The sequence below is a fragment of the Herbidospora sp. RD11066 genome (assembly GCF_054661255.1).
This window is the reverse complement of sequence record NZ_BAAGDO010000016.1, coordinates 113,798-133,594: the sequence shown is the minus strand read 5'-3', so window position 1 is coordinate 133,594 and position 19,797 is coordinate 113,798. Positions and strand designations below refer to the sequence as shown.

Genomic DNA, 19,797 nt, shown 5'->3' with positions numbered 1-19,797 from the left:
TCCAAGGGCATCGGGGTCGGGTTCGCCAAGAACAACGACGTCGAGGGCAACTACGACCGGATGAAGGCCAAGGTCCAGGAAGAGCTCAAGCAGCACTTCCGGCCCGAGTTCCTCAACCGCGTCGACGACACCGTCGTCTTCCACCAGCTCACGATGAACGAGATCATCCGCATCGTCGACCTCATGCTCAACCAGGTCGACGCGCGGCTCAAGGACCGGGACATGAGCCTGGAGCTCACCCCGGCCGCCAAGCAGGTCCTCGCCGACCGGGGCTACGACCCGGTGATGGGTGCCCGTCCGCTCCGCCGGACCATCCAGCGTGAGCTGGAGGACTCCCTCTCGGAGAAGATCCTGTACGGCGAGCTGCGCCCCGGCCAGGTCGTCAAGGTCGACGTCGAGGGCGTGGGCGAGGCCGCGAAGTTCACCTTCGTCGGCGAGGTCAGGCCGGACAGCGAGATGTACGTCCCGTCGACCTTCACCGCGTAACAGCACGTCAATAGCCAAGGGCCGGGTGATCCACCCGGCCCTTCGGCGTGTCAGCAGACCTTCCGGTAGGGCTGGCCGGGCACGTTGGCCCGCCATTCCCCGGGCGTGAGGTCGCGGCCGGCCTGGTCGCAGACGAGGTCGCGCGCGTTGGTGCCGTACAGGGTGGAATCCCAGATCTCCAGGGCCGGCTGGCCCGGCGCGGTGAAGCGGCCACCGCCCACGAGGGTGCCGCCGTCGGGGCTGAACGCGAGGGCGCTCGCCGCGAACGCCGGGGCGCCGTCGGCGGGGGCCCGGCCGTGGTAGGTGCCGAGGGGGCGCCCGGACGCGACATCCCAGAAGCGGATCACACCGCTCGCGTCGCCGCTGGCCAGCACGCTGCCGTCGGGGCTGAACGCGACCGACAGCACGTCGCCGGTGTGCCCGAGCAGGGCGGGCCCGGCCGGAGCGGCTTTGACCGGGTCCCACAGCCGGATCACCCGGTCGGCGCCCCCGGTCGCCAGCAGCCGCCCGTCGGGGCTGAACGCCACCGCCCGCACGTCACCGGCGTGACCGCCGAGCCGCCCGGTGCGCTGCCGGGTCTGGTTGTCCCACAGCTCCACCTCGGCGCCGTAGGTGAGCGCGAGCGTCCGCCCGTCGGGGCCGAGGACGCCGTGGTTGGTGCTCTCCTGCGGCGGGTTGGCCCACAACGTCTGGCTGGTCCGGCTGTCGACGTCGAGCAGGCTGATCACGTTGTCGCTGCTCAGCACGACCAGGCCGCCGGTCTGCGGGTCGAACACCATCGAGTGCACCGCCGAGTCGCGCGTCGCGATCGGCACCCCGAGCGGGGTCCGGGAGGCGGTCCGCCAGAGCCGGACGGCGCCGGTCGCGTCGCCGGTGGCGAAGATCGTGCCGTCCTGGTTGAAGGTGATCGCGTTGACCGTGGCGAACCGGCCGCTGCCGGGGTCGGCGACCCGGGTGGTGAGATCGAGGACGGAGTCGTAGGCGTCCAGATTCCAGATCCGGACGGTCCGATCGGTGCCGGCCGTGAACAGGGTGTGGCCGTCGGGCGCGTAGGCGACGTCGATCACGGCCCCGGTGTGGCCGGTGATCGTGGCGCCGACCCGGCGCTGGCCGACGGTCTCCCAGATCCGCACCGCCTCGTCGGCGCCGCCCGTGGTGAACGTGGCACCGTCGGGGCTGAACGCGATGGCCTCGACCGCGCGGTCGTGCGCGGCGAAGTCGGCCCGCCGGACGAACTCGCGCTCACCCACACCCCAGATCTCGACCCCGCCGTCGGCCCGGCCGACCGCGAGGGTGCGCGTGTTCGGGGTGAGGGCCGCCGAGGTGACCCGCTCGGAGGGCAGCGTCCGCAGCGCTTTTCCGGACGGCAGGTCGACGACCGCCAGGCCGTCGGCGGTGAGCGTGTAGAAGGTGCCGGCGTCGTTGGAGAACAGGACCAGGGGACGGTCGCCCGCCGTGGCCGGGACCTCCGCCACCCGCTGGGCGGTGGTGGTGTTCCAGATCGCCACCTTCCGCCCGGCCGCCGCGACGGCGAGGGTCCGCGCGTCGGGGCTGAACGCGAGGGCCTTGCGGCCGAGCCCGCCGTCGTCGATCACGACCATGCGCTGGCGGGAGGCGGTGTTCCAGATGCGTACAGAACCGTCGGAGGCGGCGGTGGCGAACCGGCGGCCGTCGCGGGTGAAGGCGAGCGCGCTGATCGGGGCGTCGTGGGCGGGCACGACGGCGGTCTGCCGGCCGTCCTGCCACAGCGTCACGTCGCCGCCGGAGACGGTGGCCGACACCCCGGCCGGGCCGACGACCAGCAGCTCCAGGCCAGGTGGGCGCAGCACGTCGAGCGCCGGATGGACCGCCGACGCGCGTAACCCCGCCGCCGCCTCGGGCAGCGCGGGCGCGATCTCGGCCCCCGCCAGCCGCAGCAGCCGGGCGAGGATCGGCTGGTCGGCGGCGAGCGCGTCGCCCTGGGCGAGCAGGTGGCGGGCCACGGCGTCGGTGCTCCGGTCGAGCGCGGCGTCGCGGTCGCGGGTGGCCCCGGTGATCAGCAGCGCCAGCGCGCCGGTCGCCCCGAGGCTCACGACCAGCAGCGCCACCACGGCGACCGACAGAAGGCCCTTCAGGAAGGTACGTTTCTCCGCGGCCCGCCGCCCCGCCAGCGCTTGGGCCGCGCTCGCGTCGAGGAACGCGATCTCGGCCGGGGACAGGTCGTGCCCGGCCCGCTTCACCGCCGCGCGGGCCGCCGCCAGCCGGGCGTCCCGGTAGAGATGTTCCGAGGAGAACCCGCCCAGCACCCACCGGTTGGCGTCGGCCGTGAACTCCCGCCGCACCTGACCGGCGGCCCGGTCGGCCTCCGTCCACGCGGTGAACCGGGGCCAGGCCCGGACCACCGCCTCGTGGGCCAGCTCGGCGGTCTCGCCGTCGGCCCGCACGAGGCCGGCCGCCACGAACGGCGCCAGCTCGGGCACCATCGGGCCTTCCCTGAGGGTGCCGTGCGGCCCGGTCAGCGCCGACAGCGCCGCCCTGGCGTCACCCCGCGCCAGCGCGCGTTCGGCGCTGCGGGGGATCGCGCCGGTCACCCGGCCGGTGGCCCGGTAGGTCTCGAAGGTCAGGACGTCGCCCTCCCGCCGATCCCACATCACCCGCAGCGTGTGAGCGAGCAGGGGCAGGTCGCCGTTGTGGTCGGCGAGGATCTCGTCGACCACGCCCTCGTCGAAGGTCACCCCGTGGGCCAGAGCGGGCTGCTCGATGGCGGTGCGGAGGTCGTCCAGAGACAGGGGAGAGACGAGGAGCGGCCGGGACAGGCCCGCGACCAGCTCGGAGAAGGCGGCGGCGTCGCCGGTGAAATCGGCGCGCAGCACGAGCACGACATGCGCCCGCGTGGCGGCGAGCGCGCCGACGAAGGTCTGCCGGGCGGTGAGGTCGCGGCAGGCCGCGAAGACCTCCTCGAACCGGTCGACCACGATCAGCCCCGGATCGCCCAGTTCGTCGAGGTGATGCGGCGCGGCGGCCAGCCGTTCGTGGTCCATCGTGGCCCCGAACGCCGCCAGCAGCGCGCCGACCGGATCTGCCCCCGGCCGCAGCCACAGCCCACCGGTGAGGCCGACGCCGACGAGCGAGGTCTTCCCCGCTCCCGACGCGCCCGTGACGACGACCAGCTTCTCATTCCGTGTACGTCGTCGCAGGTCGGAAAGGAGATGGTCACGGCCGAAGAACACGGCGGCGTCGGGTGGCCCGAACGCCGCCAACCCCGGGTAGGGAGGCCTGCTGCTCACCTGACAAGCATGGCCGGAAATCGGAAAAAAGTAACCGGCGCCTGTCGAAACACCGGTCGGCCGTTCGTAGAGGGGTCGTAGGTTCACACGAGAACGAATGGAGAACACCCATGCGCTACCTGATCACGCTGACCCGCACCACCCAGCCCGAGACCCCGCCGCCCGCCGAACTCATGCAGGCGATCATGCAGCTCGGCCGGGAGGCCACCGAGGCCGGCGCCCTCGTCGACCAGAGCGGCCTGCTGCCCCAGACCGCCGAGGTCGAGGTCGTCGGCGGCAAACTGACGGTGACCGACGGCCCGTTCGCCGAGGCCAAGGAACTGATCAGCTACGCCATCTACGAGGTCCGCGACGAGGCCGAGGCCGTCGAGTGGGCCAACCGCTTCATGAAGCCCCACCGCGACCTGTGGCCGGGGTGGGAGGGCGTCTCCCGGGTGTACCCCCTGATGACGTTCTGACCTCTGATTGGATCGGGAGGCATGGGGCTTCCCGATCCGATCCGCACCATCGAGGCCGTCTGGCGCATCGAATCGGCCAAGGTCATCGCGACCGTGGCCCGCCTGACCGGCGACCTCGGCCTCGCCGAGGAGTCCGCGCAGGACGCGTTCGTGCTGGCCCTGGAGTCCTGGCCCCGTGACGGGGTCCCGGAGAACCCCGGCGGCTGGCTGACCACGACCGCCAAGCGCAAGGCCATCGACCACCTGCGACGCCAGGGGGTGTACGAGGAGAAACTCCGCGAACTCGCCCAGCAGCCACCCGCCCGGCCGGAACCCGAACTGCTGACCCTGATCTTCACCGCCTGCCACCCCGACGTGGCCGTCGAGGGGCGCCTGGCCCTGACCCTGCGCCTGCTGGGCGGCCTGACGACCGCGGAGATCGCCCGTGCGTTCCTGGTGCCGGAGCCGACGGTCGGCCAGCGGATCTACCGCGCCAAGGCGGCCCTGCGGAAGGTCCCGATCGAACTGCCCCCGGCCGAGGAGCTACCTGCGAGGCTGGCGTCGGTCCTGGAGGTCATCTACCTGATCTTCAACGAGGGCTATTCGGCGACCTCAGGCGAGTCCTGGACCCGCACCGACCTGTGCTTCGAGGCGCTACGGCTGTCACGCGTGCTGGCCGCGCTGATGCCCTCGTCATCCGAGGCGCTGGGCCTCCAGTCGTTGCTGGAGATCCAGTCGTCCCGCTTGGCCGCCCGCGTCGCCCCCGACGGCGCGCCGATCCTGCTGGCCGACCAGGACCGCGCGAAATGGGACCGCCTCCTCATCCGCCGAGGTCTGGAAGCCCTGACCCGAGCCGAATCGACCGGTGTCCTGGGCCCATATGGCCTCCAGGCCGCCATCGCGGCCGTCCACGCGAGGGCCGCGACCTTCGCCGACACCGACTGGCCCCGGATGGCCGCCCTCTATCAGTTGCTGGCCCACGTGGCCCCGTCCCCGATCGTCGAACTCAACCGCGCCGTAGCGGTGAGCATGTCCGAAGGCCCGGAAGCGGGCCTGGCCATCCTCGACGGCTTGGACCTGGCGGGAAACCCCCACCTCGCCGCCGTCCGCGGCGACCTCCTCGAACGCAGTGGACGAAGAGAGGAGGCCCGAGCGGCCTTCCGGCAGGCAGCCGAACTCACTCGCAACGCGCAGGAAAAGGCCCTCTACGAGCGCCGGTCCCGACCTGATGTAAGCGGCGATCAGCTCGCATGACGACGGCCGCGCAATCGAGCTTGCGGGAATTCGGCACCGGTGCGGCGAGGTGCATCGCCTGAGCCGCCAAGCGCCGGGAGCGTTCGCGAGGCGTGGTGCTTAGCGCAGGCCGGCGAAGAGGTCGTCTTCCTGGTCGGGGGCGGGGACCTTGGTGAAGACCCGGACGAAGCACTCGGTCGACATGGCCCCGCGTTGCATCTCGGGCGGGAGCGACAGCAGGGCGATGCTGTCGCCCTGGCTCGCGTGGGCCCGCAGGGCCGCGATCTTCGCGTCGGCCTGCTCGTGGGTGTCGACCACGCTGGTGATCAGCTCGTCGGGGGTGCCGAAGTCCTCCGGCGGCTCCCAGCCGGGGTCGATGCCCTGCTCCTTCATCGCCGCGAACGACGCCAGGATGACCCTCCGGGGCATCGCCGTGTAGTAGAACTTGGCCGGAATCCCGGTCGCCTCGGCCGCCGCCACCGCGACCCGGTGGGCCTGGATGTGGTCGGGATGCCCGTAGTTGCCGTTCTCGTCATAGGTCACCACGACCTGCGGCCGGTACTCCTCCATCAGCGCCGCCACCTTCGCCACGGCCTTGTCGAAGTCGGCATTGGTGAACGCCTCGGGGTTCGCGTTTCCGGACCATCCGGCCATGCCCGAATCGTGGTATCCGAGCAGTTCGACGTGCTGGATGCCGAGGTGCCCCACCGACTCGGCCAGCTCGGCCAGCCGCTGCTGTGCCACGGCCGCCTCGGAGTGCCCGGGATCCCCCGGCTTCACCCCGCCGGGCCCGTCGCCCTGCTCCCCGTTGGTGCAGGTCACCAGGACGGTTCGCACCCCTTCGGCCGTGTATTTCGCGAAGACTCCGCCGGTCCCCATGACCTCGTCGTCGGGGTGGGCGTGCACCGCCATCAGCGTCAGCATTCCTCGACCCTACGGCAGCGCCGGTTCCCTCAGGGAAGCACAGTCGCACCTTCGCGTGACATCTCAGGCGGTGTATTGGCGCGTCTTCTTTGCGCAGTCATCGAGGAGGACGCATGAACGGTTCGGGGAACGTCACCACACTCGACTCCATCGACACGACTATCACCACCGACCGCAGGGCTTCGAAGGTCGCCCGGCTCGCGGGGGGCCGCGACCAGGTGATCCTGGCCCGCCGCATGGTCTCCACGACCATCGGCCGAGACCACCCGCTCCACGACGACTGCGTCCTGCTGACGAGCGAGATCGCCACGAACGCGGTCATCCACTCCAGATCGGGCGAAGGCGGCGTCTTCACCGTGACGGTCTGGTTCTCCGCTGACGAGGTCCGCGTCTGCGTCCAGGACGACGGCTCCGTCGAGCCACCGTGCGCCGGCCACTCGACGGCCTCCGCCACCAACGGCCGCGGCCTCCCGTTACTCGACGCCCTGGCCGACCGCTGGGGCATCGTCCGCGAGAACGGCCGCAACAAGGTCTGGTTCGAGATGTCCCTGACCACCACCCCACCGTCGGCCCTGGCCCTGTTCCTCCCCCGCTCGGCCTGACTACCTCTGGTCGAGGCCGCCCAGCTCCCTGGCCAGGAAGGCGAGCATGTCGGCGGCCAACCCGGCGGCGCGGTCTGATGAGCGGCCCGCGTGGCCGACGCCCGGTTCGTGGCGGAACAGGATGGGGCGGACACCCGAAGTGGCGCCCTGCAGGGCGGCGCACATCTTGCGGGCGTGGAGGGGGTCGACCCGGCTGTCGCCGTCGAAGACGGTGAAGAGGGTCGCGGGGTAGTCGATCCCCTCTTTGACGTGGTGGTAGGGCGAGTAGGCCAGTAGCCAGGCGAACTGCTCGGGGTCGTCGGCGGTGCCGTATTCGGGGACCCAGGAGCTGCCGAGGCCCGACTTCTCGAATCTGATCATGTCGAGGACCGGGGCCGAGCAGACGGCGGCGGCGACCAGTTCTGGCCGCTGGGTGACGAGCGCCCCGACGAGCAGGCCGCCGCCCGATTCCCCGGTGACGCCCAGCAGGTCGGGGCGGGTCCAGCCCGAGGCGATCAGGGTTTCGGCGGCGGCGGCGAAGTCGTCGAACGAGTTCTGCTTGCGGCCCCGCATCCCGGCCCGATGCCACCCCTCCCCCTCTTCGCCACCACCCCTGACCTGGGCGAACGCGAACACGCCGCCCGCCTCCAACCAGGGGAGGACATAGGAGGAGTAGGAGGGCGTCAGCGGCACCCCGAACCCGCCGTAGCCGTAGAGGATGCACGGGCTCGGCCCGGGCAGGCCCCGGCTCAGCACCACCATCCGGACGGGAGTGCCGTCGGCCGACTGGTAGACGACCTGGTGCGACTCGATCTCGGGCAGTTCGGTCCGGCCCGGGGCCGCCTCCCAGAGGGTGGTCTCGCCGGTGCGGGCGTCGTAGCGGTAGACGCTCTCGGGGGTGACGTAGTCGGAGTAGGTGAACCACACCTCGTGCTCGCGGGCGGACATGCGTCCGACGGAGCCGAGACCGGGGAGCGGGACCGCTCCTGTACGCTCCCCGGTCTCGGGATCATGGACGGAGATCTCCCCGATGGCGTGGCGCACCCAGCCCACCAGGAGAACCCCGTCGAGCAGGGCGAAGTCGGCGATCACGGCCTCGGCGTCTTCGGGCACGAGGTCGCGGAACTCGTGGGGCGCGGCGGGATCGGCCACGCGCAGGCACCCACGGGGGGCGTCGAGGGTCGTCACCATGTAGGCCCGCCCGTCGACGCCGACCGCGACCGCCGACCGGGCCGCCACGTCCTGCTGGACGGTCCGCCGGGACGGACCGGCCAGGTCGCACAGCCACACGTCGTTGCCCGGACCCCGGTTGACCGACAGGGTGAGCCAGCGGCCGTCGGCGGACAGGGCGATGCCGTCGGCCTCGGCCACGTCGAGGTCGTCGCCGTCGAGGCGGTGGACGCGCGCCCTGCGGTCGCGGACGTAGTAGAAACCGTCGCTCCCCGGCAGCCAGGCCACCGGCGAGTGGCGGAGCCCGCCGACCGGGCCGTCGACGAGGGCGCCGGTGTGGGCGTCGATGACGTACAGCTCGGAACGTTCGTCGCCGCCTCGGGAGAGCTGGCAGGCGACGAGCAGGCCGTCGGGCGACGGGTGCCAGGCGTCGAGGAGGGTCGTCGCGCCGGGGTCGATCGCCTCGGGGTCGAGGATCGGCCGGTCGTCGGCGTAGAGGACCGGCAGGCGGCGGCCGGGGTCGCGGCGGACGCGGAACGCGGTGCCCGCCCGCCAGACGGGGGCGCCGACGACGCCGGTGTCGCTCAGCTCCTCGATCCTGGCCCGGAACCTGTCGCGGTCGGGGAGGAGCTGGCTCTGCCAGACGACCTCCTGCTGCGCCTGCCAGGCCCGTGTCTCGTCGGAGGCGGGATCTTCCAGCCAGCGGTACGGATCGGACACGACGTGCCCGTGAATGATCTCGATCATGACACCTGCCTGAGTCGGGGGTCCCAGTGCCCGGCCAGATCCGCGTACAGGGGCGAGGCGGCGAGAAGTTCCTGGTGGGTGCCGGTGACGACGCGGGTGCCGTCCATGACCAGCACCCTTCGGGCCCGGAGGGCCGAGCTGATGCGGTGGGCGATGACGATCAGGGTGCTCCCCCGGTCGGCGAACGCCTGCTCGGCGACCGCCTCGGCCGCCGGGTCGAGACACGAGGTGGATTCGTCGAGGATGACCAGCGGCGCGTCGGCGAGATACGCCCTGGCCAGGGCGACGAGCTGGCGGTCGGCCGGGCCAAGCTCGGCGGCGGCCTGGAGCCTGAGGTGCCCGGCGCCGACGGCGTCGAGGGCCCGGCGCATCAGGGTGGTCTCGTGGCCGCCGAGGTTCTCGGCGACGGTCCCCCTGAAGATGTACGCCTCCTGCGGGATCAGCACCCGCTGCCCCCTGTCGAGCCGGTCGGCCGGGACGCCGCCGATGGTCACCCTCCCCTGACCGGGCACGATGAGCCCGGCGATCAGGGCCGCGAGGGTGGACTTCCCGATCCCGCTCGGCCCGACCACGGCCAGGTGGTCGCCTTCGTGGACGTCCAGATCGAGGCGGTCGACGACCGGCAGCGCCCCGGGCCCGTAGGCGAACGTGACCCCCTTCAGCTCGGCGTCTACGCCCTCTGACCTGCGGGTCTGCTGCCGGGGTGGCGGCAGGGCAGCCCGCAGCCGGGTCAGCGTGACCCAGAGCCGCACCCCGCTCTCCCCCAGCCCGCTCGCCAGGTTGAACAGGGCCGGCGTGAGCGACTGCATGACATAGGCGAGCGTCCCGAGCACGACGCCCGGGGTCGCGCCGAGGCGCGGCGCGTAGGCGAGCACGAGCAGGATCGGCGCCCACGCCCCCGCTCCCAGCACGACGGTACGCAGCGTGGTGACCCCCGCCAGCTTCCCTGCCGCCCGCCGCTGGTCGTCGAAGCGGGCCCCGGCGTAGCGGGCGGCGTGCTCCTCGTCTCCGCAGGCCGCGACGTCGCCGAGCGCGGCGGTGACCTTGACCAGGCTCTCGGCCGTGGCCTCGTCGGCGAGCAGGTAGGCGTGCTGGCGCTTGGCCAGCTCGGGCAGCGAGAACAGGAACGCCCCCAGCCCGAGCAGCAGCGGCGGCAGCACCAGCAGGAGCAACTCCGGCATCAGCGCCCCGACCCCGGCGACCACCCCGAGAAAGGCCAGCACGAACGCCTTGACCGACCCGATCACCCCGGTGAACGCGTCGCGCGCCACCTCGACCTGGAGATTGGCCCTGGTGACAGCCGCGGCGTCGTCCTTCCCCGCCTCCAGCACCCCCCGCACGGTCGCGGTCAGCAACGCCTCCCGCACGGGCTCCACGATCCCCGCCACGGTGACGACCACCTGCCGCGCCCCGACCGCCGCGAAGATCCACGAGATCCCGAGCAGAAACGTCCAGGAAAGCCCGGTAACGGCCTGATGCGCCGCGAAGGCATCCACAGCACCCGCGATCGACAGCCCGATGACGAACGCGGGCGCCGCCTCGACGAGCGACCAGAGCACGAACCGCCGCGCCTGCCCCGGCTGGGCGTGGAACGACCGCCAGAGAAACGCCCCAACCCGGGTCCGATGAGTGAAAGAGATCACACGCACCCCGACCACGAGCCACGTTTCACCCAAACGACCCCCGCGCACCTCGGCCGTGAGTCACATATCACCCAGACAACCCCCGCACGCCCCGGCCGCGAACCGCGCACCACTCGGACAACCCCCGCGCGACCCGTGCTCACTGCGCCTCCCCGCTCTGGAAGATCGCCCGGTAATCCGGGTCTCGCCAGAGGACGAGGTGGCGGTCGAAAGCTCGTACACGACCCTGATCGAGCCAGAGCACCCGGTCGGCCCTGGCCGCGACGGCAGCCCGGTGGGTGACCATGACACGGGTGCGGGTGTCGGCGGCCAGGGCGGTGCCGACGTGGCGTTCGGTGATGGTGTCGAGGCTGGAGGTGGCGTCGTCGAGCACCAGGAGGCGGTTTCCCTTCGCGAAGGCCCTGGTCAGGCCCAGTCGTTGGCGTTCGCCGCCCGACATGGGCGCGGCGGCCAGGGGGGTGCGGTAGCCGTGGGGCAGGCGGCGGATGAAGTCGTCGGCCCCGGCGGCCACTGCGGCTTCCCGGGAGTCACCGGTGGCGTCGGCGACGGTGTCTCCGATGAGGTGGGGCCTGGCGACGGCGTACCCGATGGCGGTTCTCAGCGACGCCCGGGTCAGCGACCGCAGGGGCACGCCGTCGAGCAGGACGTCGCCGACCGGCGGGTCCTCGAGCCGCGCCGCGAGGCGGGCGAGGCGGGAGGCCCCCGAGCCGACCACGGCCACCGACGAACCACCCGGAATCTCCAGGTCATCGGCCCACATGCGGTGGAAGGTCAGGGTCCCGGGGCCGGGGGGCAACGCGCGGACACCGTGGGCCGCCGGGCATTCGTCCAAAATCTCGGACAGCCGGGCACCGGCCGCGCGGGCCCGCGCCAGTCGGCCCAGCGAGCCGATCGCGGGCCCCAGACCGGCGCCGATGACGACATAACGGGCGGCGGCGTAGAGCTCGCCGACGGTGAGTTCACCGGCCGACAGCCGCCAGCCGCCCACCCCGAGCACCAGCACTTCGAGCAGCGGCACCACGATCGCGGCCCGCACCCCGGCGTCGGCGTTGGCCCGCCACAGCGCCATCGCATGGCCCCTGACCACGGGGAGCGCGGTCAGCACCCGCCGGGTCTCGGCCTCGGCGGTTCCGGCGGCGGCGATCGTGCGGGCGCCCGCGACGGCCTCGACCAGCCGCGACGCGATGTCGGCCTGCGCCTCCTGATAGCCCCCGGCGATCACCGTGGAGACCCTCAGGAACCGCGTCAGCACGAACGCGATCACGACCAGCCCGCACGCCAGCGTCAGCGCCAGCCACGGATCGATCAATACGAGGAGCACCAGCGCCCCGGCCGCCGGCACCACGAGCGCCACCGACGCGACCACCGCATCGGCCGCCCGGCCCGCCTCTTCGGCGTTGACGCCGAGCCTGGTCACCAGGTCGCCTTCGGGGATGCGCCGGGTCACGGAAGGACCGGCGCCGAGCAGATGGACGAGCGCCCGATGGCGCAGCCAGGCCGCCGCCCGCGCGCCACCGGTTCCGCTCGCATAGACGCCGAGGCCGTCGCAGGCGACGAGGAGCACGACGACGGCCCCGGCGACGACCACCCACGTCAGCGAGAAGGTGTCGACGGCACGGCCGAGCACGAACGGCAGTGCCAGCTCAAGGCCGGCGCCGACCAGGGCGACGGCGGCGAGCACGCCCGCCGCGGGCCCGCTCCTCCTGATCGCCTCGGTTGTCAGCCGGTCGGCCGTCCGCAACGCCGAGTCCCTCTCTTGACGTGGGTGGAGTCTGTTTCCGCAAGGGAGGGCCCTGAGCTCCCGCGAGCCCAGGGCCCCGATCGGGTGCCTAGTGGCAGAGCAGCAGGCTCAGGTTGCTGGGCGTCTGGGACGCGCAGCCGAGCAGGGTCAGCGTGCTGCCGCCACCACCGTGACCGCCGCCGCCGTGACCGCCGCCGCCGCCGGGAAGCTCCATCGCCTGAAGGTCGAGAAGAACCATGGTGATACTCCTTTGTGAAATGTCTCTATCGGGAGGAATTCGAGAATTCTTAGAAAGGTGGAGCTAGCTGATCCGGGCCCCGATCACCTCCTTGCCAGGCGGATGTGAGGGGGCGCCACTCGACAGGGCGTAGGGTTCCGCGCCGAGTGGATGTGTGAAGGGCAACGGGGTGCCGCTGAGCGCGAAGAGGACTCCGGCGGTGCCGGTCGCGAAGTCCATCGACAGCCGCAGCAGCTGGTCGCCGGGGAAGGCGATCCCGTCGCGGTAGGGAAGGATGTGCCAGTCGAGGCCGGGGACGAGCGTGCGGTCGGCCAGGATCATGCCGGCCCGCCCCGCGAACAGGCCCGGCTGCACGAAGAACCGGCAGCGGCCCACTTTCAGCAGGTCGGGCAGCATGGTGGCCAGCCGCGACCCGGGCCGGTGGCGGAGCAGGTCGGCCAGCACGATCGCGATGCCGACCGAGCCCTCGTCGAGATAGGGCAGCGTCCGCCAGCCCTGGTCGACCTGCAACGATCCGTCTGAGGTGACGGTGCAGCGCTTCAGGTCGAGGCGCAGCGCCCGTTCGGCCAGATCGATCAGCTCGGGGTCTCGGGTGTGGTCGTAGGCGCGCAGGAAGAGGAGGGCCGCGCCGCTCAGGCCGTACAGAAGACCGGCTCTGGGGTGGGAACCGCCAGAGATCTCCGGTACGTCGTCAGGAAGCCGCTCGGCGCAGAGTTCGACCAGCGGGCGGGCGTCGAGCCCCAGGTGGAGCAGGTTGAGCCCGATTCCGGCCAGCCCCGACCACAGGCTGAGGTCGAGATCGCGCCAGGCCCCCGCCATGGCCCGGTCGACCAGGTCGAGCGCGCGGTCGACGTGGCCGAACCGGTCGAGCACATAGGCGACGCCGTGGAGCCCGTCGTAGAAACCGGGCGGGCACTCGCCCTTCTGCCGGACCAGCCACTCTTCGAAGTCGGGGAACCGCCCGGCCCCGGCCGCGTCGAGCGCGTAGAGCACCCCCGCCGCGCCGTGGGCGAGGTTGACCCCGCCGCCGGGCCGGAACTGGGCGACGTCGCCCGGGAAGAGCCGGTCGGCCCGGTGGGGCGTGGCGCTGGCGAGGATCGCCCGCGCCATCGCCGCCATCGGATCGCCGCCGGTCACACTCACCGTGGGCCCGCCCCCGATGGGCCCGGTGATCGTGTGGACGGCCCGCTTGATCAGCTCGGGCGGAACCGGGAAGGTGTCGACGATCATCTGCCCGAGCTGCGTCGCCTTGGCCCGCGCCAGCGGCACGGTGATCGTGAGCTGCGGCGCGAACAGCCCCAGCGTGAGACAGGCCAGGGCGTAGAGGTCGACGTCGGCGCCCCGCCGGTCGGCCGGCGCCTGGAAGGCCGGATGGGCCAGCACCGACCGGCCGTGGTCTTCGACGAACGTCGCGACCTCGAAGTCGATGAGGACGAGCCGCCCGTCGGGCGTGATCAGGATGTTGTTCGGATGGAGGTCGCAGAAGACCACGCCCCGGGAGTGGAGCGCCTCGACGGCGGCCCGCACCTTGGGCAGCGTGTCGAGCGCCCAGACCGTGTATTCGGCGATCGACTCGGCCGTCGCGTCGGCCTTGCTCAGCGGGAACGTGCGCACCAGCGTGCGCTGCAACGGTGTCGCGTCGACGAACTCCATCACGAGGAAGTGGTGGTCGCCGAGCACGAAGTAGTCGCGGTAGCCGGGCGCGCAGTCGAGCCCGTCGAGCCGCCGCAGCACGTCGCGTTCGTGCTGGAGCCGCGCCACCGCGTCGCGCTCGGCGGCGTCGAGCCCCGCCATCGGCCGGGCCTCCTTCAGCACGACCCGCTCGCCGGTCCGCCGGTCGGTGGCGAGGTAGACCCCGCCCCCGTTGGAGAAGTGCATGACGGAGTCGACCGCATAGGGCAGGTCGGTGGTCGTGACGGCGTTCCTGGCCTCCAGATGGGGCTTCAGGAATTCGGGCAGCGTCACCCACTCGGGAGTCGTGAACGACGCCCCCCGGACGTCGGGCACCAGCTCGCCCCGGTCGTTCTCCATCGCCGGCACGAGCTCCCCGTTGGGGGCCGCGCACCGCCGGGCCACGAACCCGCCGTAGCGCACGAAGAGGGGCCCGTCGCCGTAGCGGAGATCACTCAGGATGTACGGCCCCCGCACCCCCGTCAGCAGACCGTCGAGCTCCTTGAGCGTCGGCTCAAGAGAATCTTGACGCGGGTAGATGGTGACCAATTTGCCACTCGAACCCCGCGACGCCCCTTTGGAGTTGAGCATCGTGACAACAGACCGGCTGCGCAGGAATTTGAAGGGAATATCACGCTCGACGCAATAATCCCAGACGATTTCCAGCACCCGCGCCGCGTCGGCCAGCCCGGCCGACACGTGGATCTTCCACCCCTGCGGCGGAACATCGTGGCCGGTAGGGGCGTAGTGGAACCAGGTGTCGGACGGCTGGTGGGACCAGCCACGCGGAACGTCACGCCCGGCCACGGCGAAATCGGGGATTTCGGCCCCGCGCCGGTCGGGTGTGTCATAGAAAAGCCGGTCCGCGAGGCAATAAAGCTCATACTGGTCATTCACTGCCATCTCCCTGCTTTCTGCTAACAGGAAGAATTCCGGATAACCCCAAGAGCTTCTAGTTACAAGTTCAACCAATCCTCTGTGGGCAAACGTCACGGGTGCCGTCATGAAACCCGGCCTGACCTGTGCCGGAAGAGACGCGACGATCACGTTGTTGCACCAAGGCATGGGAGATCGTTTCGCCGACCTGACGGTCATCCGGCGCCTGCTGAACGACACGACGACGTGGGCCTTCGTCGGCCTGTCCGGCGATCCGGGCAGGACCGTCTACAACCAGGCCAAACTCATGAAGGAACGGGGCAAAAAGATCATTCCCGTCCATCCGGACGGCCGCCCCGTGCTCGGCGAGACGACCTACCGGACCCTCGCCGAGGTCCCGATCCCCATCGACGTGGTCGGCGTCTACCGCCGCACCGCCTTCGCGATCGGCGTCATCGACGAGGCGATCGCGATCGGGGCGGGCGCGGTCTGGCTGCCGCTCGACGTGTACGACGAAGCGGCGGGCGACCGCGCGCTGGCGGCCGGGCTCGACGTGGTCATGAACCGCTGCCCGGCGGTCGAATGGGCGCTGCGCCGCTGATCAGCCCGATTCGCGGACCATCAGTTCCGTGGGCAGTATCACCGGGTCGGTGTCGCCGTCTTCGAACAGGCCCAGCAGCAGGCTGACCACCGCCAAGGCCTGGTCGGCCATCGGGCTCCGGACCGTCGTCAGCGGCGGGTCCGTGTACAGGGCGGCCTCTATGTCGTCGAACCCGACCACGGCCACGTCCTCCGGCACCCGCCGGCCCGCCCTGCGCAGGGCGTGCAGTGCTCCTATGGCCATCAGGTCGTTGGCCGCGAACACCGCGTCGAGCCCCGGGTCGTCTTCGAGGAGCTGGCACATCGCCTGGTCGCCGGACACCCTCGTGAAGTCGCCGACCGCGATGATCGACCGGCGGCCGGTGTCGCGCAGCGTCTCGCGGTAGCCCGTCAGCCGGTCCTGGGAGGCGATCATGTCGAGCGGGCCCGAGATCGTCGCGATGCGGCGCCGGCCCCGGGACAGCAGGTGTTCGACCGCCTGGCGCGCTCCCCCCACGTTGTCGTTGTCGACGTACGGCACCGACGGTGCGGAGACGGGCTTGCCGAAGGAGGCCATCGGCAGGCCCATCCGCATCAGCGCCGCCGGGAGCGGGTCGGCGCCGTAGAAGGACACCAGCATCACGCCGTCGACGTGACCTGCGGCGATGTACTCCTGGACGCGCAACCGGCTCTCGTCTGAACCGGCCAGCATCAGCACGACCTGCTTCGACGCCGCCTCCAGGGCCCGGGAGGCCGAGCGGACCACCGAGGAGAACATCGGGTCGTCCGAGTGCAGTCCCGAAGGCGGGTCGGACACGATCAGGGCGATCGAGTTGGTCCGCTGGGTGACCAGGCTGCGGGCGACCGAGTTGGGCACGTAGCCCAGTTCGTTCACCGCCCGCAGCACCAGTTCGCGGAAGTTCGGCGTCACGGTCGTGTCGCCGTTGACCACCCTTGAGACGGTCGACTTGGACACGCCGGCGCGGGCGGCGACCGCCTCCAAGGTTGGACGTTTCACTCGATGCCGTTCCGCTGGATGACGTCGCGATACCACAGGGCGCTGTCCTTGGGCAGGCGGCGCTGTGTGGCGTAATCGATCCGAACGATACCGAACCGCTGGTGATACCCCTCCGCCCACTCGAAATTATCGAAAAGGGACCACACCAGGTAGCCGCGCAGGTCGGCTCCCTCGGCGATGGCCTGGTGGCAGGCGCGCAGGTGTCCGTCGAGGTAGGCGACCCGGTCGCCGTCGGGGACGCGGTCGCCGACGGCCTTGTCGTGGAAGGCGGCGCCGTTCTCGGTGATGATCAGGCCGACGTCCGGGTAGTCGTGGGACAGGCGGACCAGCAGTTTCGACAGGCCCGCCGGGATGATGGGCCAGCCCATCGCGGTCTGCGGGCCCTCGATGGTGACGAACTCGATCCCCTCGGTGCCCGGCCAGGCCGGTGGGGCCACCGCGCCCGGGGAGGCCTGGACCAGGCACGGGTTGTAGTAGTTGATCCCGAGCAGGTCGATGGGCTGCCGGATGATCTCCAGGTCGCCGTCGCGGATGTGGTCGAGGCCGCCGTGGCGTTCGGCGATCTCCAGGACCTCGCGGGGATAGGAGCCCTTCAGCGCCGGGTCGAGGAACTGCCGGTTCAGCAGGGCGTCGACCCGCCTGACCGCCTCGGCGTCGTCGTCGGTGAGGACGTGGGCGACGTCCACGACCTGCGCCGGGGTGACCACGGGGGCCATGTTCAGCGTCAGGGTCAGGGTGCCGGTGAGGTTCTGGGCGGCCAGGCCGTGGCCGAGCAGCTGGTGGTGGGCCGCCTTGAAGGCCGAGGCGGCGTCGGTCACGCCGGGGGCGTGCACGCCGCTGCCGTAGCCGAGGAACGCGCAGACCCAGGGCTCGTTCAGGGTCGTCCAGTTCGAGACCCGGTCGGACAGCCGCGCGTGGACCGCGGCCGCGTAGTCGGCGAAGTAGTACGCGGTGTCGCGGGAGGTCCAGCCGCCCCGGTCCTCCAGGTTCTGGGGCAGGTCCCAGTGGTAGAGGGTCACGTACGGCGTGATCCCCGCCCCCAGCAGCTCGTCGACCAGGCGCTCGTAGAAGTCGAGCCCCCGCGGGTTGGCCGGGCCCGAGCCGTCGGGGACGACCCGGGGCCACGCGGTGGAGAACCGGTAGACGTCCAGGCCGAGGTCGGCCATGAGACGGACGTCCTCCGGATAGCGGTGGTAGTGGTCGCAGGCCACGTCTCCGGTGTGGCCGTCGGCGACCTTGCCGGGGGTGCGCGCGAAGGTGTCCCAGATGGACGGCCCGCGCCCGTCTTCCCGAGCGGCCCCCTCCACCTGGTACGACGCCGTGGCGGCGCCCCAGATGAACCCCTCGGGAAACTCGATGTCCGGCGTCATCCCTTGACCGCCCCCTGCATGATTCCTCCGATGATGTGCTTGCCGAGCAGGGCGAACACGATGACCAGCGGCAGTGTGCCGAGCGCGGTCCCCGCGAGGCCCATCACGTAGTCGTTGACGTAACCGGCGGCCAGGGTCGACAGCGCCACCTGGACGGTCGGGTTCTCCGGGGTGAGCACCATGAGCGGCCACATGTAGTCGTTCCAGGCCGTCATGAAGGTGAGCATGCCGAGCACGGCCGCCGCCGGGCGGGCCGCCGGGAAGACGACGTGCCAGACCAGGCCCCAGGTGGTGCAGCCGTCGACGCGGCCGGCCTCCAGGAGTTCGGTGGGCAGCGCCCGGGACAGGTACTGCGTCATGAAGAACACGCCGAACGCGTTGACCAGGGCGGGCACGACGACCGCGTACAGGGAACCGACCCACTCCAGTTTCACCATGAGGATGTAGAGCGGGATGATCCCGGCCAGGGTCGGCACCATCATCGTGCCGACGGTCATGAGCAGCAGGATGTTGCGGCCGCGGAACCGCAGTTTGGCGAAGGCGAAGCCCGCCAGGGTCGAGAAGAACATGACCGAGATCGAGATCGAGCCCGCGACGAAGACCGAGTTGAGCATCGCCAGGCCGAACGGCACGGTGTCGAAGACGCGCGAGACGTTCTCGAAGAAGTTGCCGCCGGGGAAGAGCGGCGGCGGCACCGACGCCAGCGACGCGTTGTCGCGCGAGGCCACCACGATCGAGTAGTAGAGCGGGATCGTGAAGAAGAACGCGACCGCGGTCAGGGTGAGGTAGGTCAGCCGGTTGTTGACCCGACGGCCGGTCATCGGATGCTTCCCTTCATCCGGTTGGTGAGCAGGTAGTTGATCCCTGCGATGATCAGGATGAAGACGAAGATCATCCAGGAGATGGCGGAGGAGAAGCCGAAGTCGAGGCGCATGTAGTTCTCGTAGAAGAACAGCGAGAGCGTCTGGTACTGCCGGTCCTGTCCGCCGGTGAGGGTGTAGGCGCCGAACAGCAGCGGCTCGGCGAAGATCTGCATCGAGCCGATGGTCGAGGTGATCACCACGAAGGCGATCGTGGGCCGGATCATCGGCACCGTGACCTTGCGGAGCTGGGTGAAACTCGACGCGCCGTCGATGGTGGCGGCCTCATAGAGCTCTCTCGGTACGGCCTGCATCGCGGCCAGCAGAATGAGCGCGTTGTAGCCCGTCCACCGCCACATGATCATCGTCGAGATGGCCACATGGGAGCTCAGGGTGCCGTCACGCCAGGCCACGCCCTCGAAACCGAAACTCGTGATGACCCAGTTGATCAGGCCGAAGTCGCGGCCGAAGATCTGCGAGAAGATCACCACGACCGCCACGACGCTGGTGACGTTGGGCAGCAGCAGCGTGATGCGGAAGAAGTTCTGCGCCCGCAGCGGCCGGTTCAGCAGGTGGGCCAGCCACAGCGCCAGCAGCAACTGCGGCAGCATCGACAGCAGGCCGATCGACAGCGTGTTGAACGTGGCGTTCCAGAAGTAGGAGTCCGCCAGCAGGACCCGGAAGTTCTCCAGGCCCACGAAGGTGTGCTCGTCGTCCAGCAGCGTCCACTCGTGCAGGCTCACCCAGAGCGTGTAGCCGATGGGGAAGAGCCCGAAGGCGCAGAACAGCAGGAAGAACGGTGCGACGTACGCGTACGGCGAGGCTTTGACGTCGACCATGTGCCGCCAGTGGCGGGCGGTCAGCCGGCGCTTGCCTCCCGGTCGCCGTGGCGGCGCTGCGCGTTCCGGGGCACGCGTGGCCATGGCGCTCCTTTCGAAGGGAAGGCGGGGTGGCCGG

15 protein-coding genes and 1 pseudogene are annotated in these 19,797 nt (G+C 71.0%); 5 read left to right on the top strand and 11 right to left on the bottom strand.

Annotated elements, in window-relative coordinates; translation table 11 throughout:
- A pseudogene (locus ACYQ78_RS38195) lies at positions 1-486 on the top strand (hypothetical protein); the annotation flags it as partial.
- A gap of 50 nt (positions 487-536) precedes the next feature.
- On the opposite strand, the gene ACYQ78_RS38190 reads toward ACYQ78_RS38195, so the two are convergent.
- The gene (locus tag ACYQ78_RS38190; protein WP_459805876.1) at positions 537-3,752 is read right to left on the bottom strand and encodes an nSTAND1 domain-containing NTPase; all 3,216 of its coding nucleotides are present in this window, start codon (positions 3,750-3,752) and stop codon (positions 537-539) included.
- Between the two features lie 110 nt (positions 3,753-3,862).
- Here ACYQ78_RS38190 and ACYQ78_RS38185 point away from each other — a divergent pair, with 110 nt between their 5' ends.
- Both ACYQ78_RS38185 and ACYQ78_RS38180 read left to right on the top strand, forming a co-directional pair.
- Complete coding sequence (locus ACYQ78_RS38185) at positions 3,863-4,210, top strand: YciI family protein (RefSeq protein WP_459805875.1); 348 nt, start codon at positions 3,863-3,865, stop codon at positions 4,208-4,210.
- A gap of 21 nt (positions 4,211-4,231) precedes the next feature.
- Positions 4,232-5,443, top strand: a complete 1,212-nt coding sequence (locus ACYQ78_RS38180) for an RNA polymerase sigma factor (protein ID WP_459805874.1) — start codon at positions 4,232-4,234, stop codon at positions 5,441-5,443.
- A gap of 99 nt (positions 5,444-5,542) precedes the next feature.
- Here ACYQ78_RS38180 and ACYQ78_RS38175 read toward each other — a convergent pair whose 3' ends face one another.
- A complete protein-coding gene (locus ACYQ78_RS38175) occupies positions 5,543-6,346 on the bottom strand; it encodes a PIG-L family deacetylase (protein WP_459805873.1) in 804 nt (267 codons plus the stop codon).
- A gap of 113 nt (positions 6,347-6,459) precedes the next feature.
- On the opposite strand from ACYQ78_RS38175, the gene ACYQ78_RS38170 reads away from it, so the two are divergent.
- Positions 6,460-6,948, top strand: a complete 489-nt coding sequence (locus tag ACYQ78_RS38170) for an ATP-binding protein (RefSeq protein WP_459805872.1) — start codon at positions 6,460-6,462, stop codon at positions 6,946-6,948.
- Here ACYQ78_RS38170 and ACYQ78_RS38165 read toward each other — a convergent pair whose 3' ends face one another.
- From ACYQ78_RS38165 to lanKC, 5 genes are all read right to left on the bottom strand, one after another.
- On the bottom strand, positions 6,949-8,844 hold the full coding sequence (locus tag ACYQ78_RS38165; RefSeq protein ID WP_459805871.1) for a prolyl oligopeptidase family serine peptidase: 1,896 nt from the start codon (positions 8,842-8,844) through the stop codon (positions 6,949-6,951).
- Positions 8,841-10,487, bottom strand: a complete 1,647-nt coding sequence (locus ACYQ78_RS38160; RefSeq protein ID WP_459805870.1) for an ATP-binding cassette domain-containing protein — start codon at positions 10,485-10,487, stop codon at positions 8,841-8,843. Before ACYQ78_RS38160 ends, ACYQ78_RS38165 begins: the two co-directional genes overlap by 4 nt.
- Positions 10,488-10,626: 139 nt before the next feature.
- Positions 10,627-12,228, bottom strand: a complete 1,602-nt coding sequence (locus tag ACYQ78_RS38155; protein ID WP_459805869.1) for an ABC transporter transmembrane domain-containing protein — start codon at positions 12,226-12,228, stop codon at positions 10,627-10,629.
- A gap of 88 nt (positions 12,229-12,316) precedes the next feature.
- Positions 12,317-12,466: a SapB/AmfS family lanthipeptide gene (locus ACYQ78_RS38150; protein WP_459805868.1), complete on the bottom strand. Its 150-nt coding sequence runs from the start codon at positions 12,464-12,466 to the stop codon at positions 12,317-12,319.
- Positions 12,467-12,529: 63 nt separating this feature from the next.
- Entirely contained in the window at positions 12,530-15,040 is a 2,511-nt protein-coding gene (gene lanKC / locus ACYQ78_RS38145) for a class III lanthionine synthetase LanKC (RefSeq protein ID WP_459805867.1), read from the bottom strand.
- A gap of 160 nt (positions 15,041-15,200) precedes the next feature.
- Between lanKC and ACYQ78_RS38140 the strand changes: the two genes are divergently transcribed.
- Complete coding sequence (locus tag ACYQ78_RS38140; RefSeq protein WP_459805866.1) at positions 15,201-15,614, top strand: CoA-binding protein; 414 nt, start codon at positions 15,201-15,203, stop codon at positions 15,612-15,614.
- Here ACYQ78_RS38140 and ACYQ78_RS38135 read toward each other — a convergent pair whose 3' ends face one another.
- Genes ACYQ78_RS38135 through ACYQ78_RS38120 form a run of 4 tightly spaced genes read right to left on the bottom strand, consistent with a single transcriptional unit; the run spans position 15,615 to position 19,763 of the window.
- Positions 15,615-16,610, bottom strand: a complete 996-nt coding sequence (locus ACYQ78_RS38135) for a LacI family DNA-binding transcriptional regulator (RefSeq protein ID WP_459805865.1) — start codon at positions 16,608-16,610, stop codon at positions 15,615-15,617.
- Entirely contained in the window at positions 16,607-17,980 is a 1,374-nt protein-coding gene (locus ACYQ78_RS38130; RefSeq protein ID WP_459805864.1) for a GH1 family beta-glucosidase, read from the bottom strand. The genes ACYQ78_RS38135 and ACYQ78_RS38130 overlap by 4 nt, the downstream gene beginning before the upstream one ends.
- Entirely contained in the window at positions 17,977-18,801 is an 825-nt protein-coding gene (locus ACYQ78_RS38125; RefSeq protein ID WP_459805863.1) for a carbohydrate ABC transporter permease, read from the bottom strand. The genes ACYQ78_RS38130 and ACYQ78_RS38125 overlap by 4 nt, the downstream gene beginning before the upstream one ends.
- Entirely contained in the window at positions 18,798-19,763 is a 966-nt protein-coding gene (locus tag ACYQ78_RS38120) for a carbohydrate ABC transporter permease (protein ID WP_459805862.1), read from the bottom strand. The genes ACYQ78_RS38125 and ACYQ78_RS38120 overlap by 4 nt, the downstream gene beginning before the upstream one ends.
- Positions 19,764-19,797 lie beyond the last annotated feature (34 nt).

Bases quoted from the DNA above. Each gene is read 5' to 3' on its own strand.
- ACYQ78_RS38185 (WP_459805875.1), top strand. From the start codon at position 3,863: ATGCGCTACCTGATCACGCTGACCCGCACCACCCAGCCCGAGACCCCG.
- ACYQ78_RS38180 (WP_459805874.1), top strand. From the start codon at position 4,232: ATGGGGCTTCCCGATCCGATCCGCACCATCGAGGCCGTCTGGCGCATC.
- ACYQ78_RS38175 (WP_459805873.1), bottom strand. From the start codon at position 6,346: ATGCTGACGCTGATGGCGGTGCACGCCCACCCCGACGACGAGGTCATG.
- ACYQ78_RS38170 (WP_459805872.1), top strand. From the start codon at position 6,460: ATGAACGGTTCGGGGAACGTCACCACACTCGACTCCATCGACACGACT.
- ACYQ78_RS38165 (WP_459805871.1), bottom strand. From the start codon at position 8,844: ATGATCGAGATCATTCACGGGCACGTCGTGTCCGATCCGTACCGCTGG.
- ACYQ78_RS38150 (WP_459805868.1), bottom strand. From the start codon at position 12,466: ATGGTTCTTCTCGACCTTCAGGCGATGGAGCTTCCCGGCGGCGGCGGC.
- lanKC (WP_459805867.1), bottom strand. From the start codon at position 15,040: ATGGCAGTGAATGACCAGTATGAGCTTTATTGCCTCGCGGACCGGCTT.
- ACYQ78_RS38140 (WP_459805866.1), top strand. From the start codon at position 15,201: ATGGGAGATCGTTTCGCCGACCTGACGGTCATCCGGCGCCTGCTGAAC.
- ACYQ78_RS38130 (WP_459805864.1), bottom strand. From the start codon at position 17,980: ATGACGCCGGACATCGAGTTTCCCGAGGGGTTCATCTGGGGCGCCGCC.
- ACYQ78_RS38125 (WP_459805863.1), bottom strand. From the start codon at position 18,801: ATGACCGGCCGTCGGGTCAACAACCGGCTGACCTACCTCACCCTGACC.
- ACYQ78_RS38120 (WP_459805862.1), bottom strand. From the start codon at position 19,763: ATGGCCACGCGTGCCCCGGAACGCGCAGCGCCGCCACGGCGACCGGGA.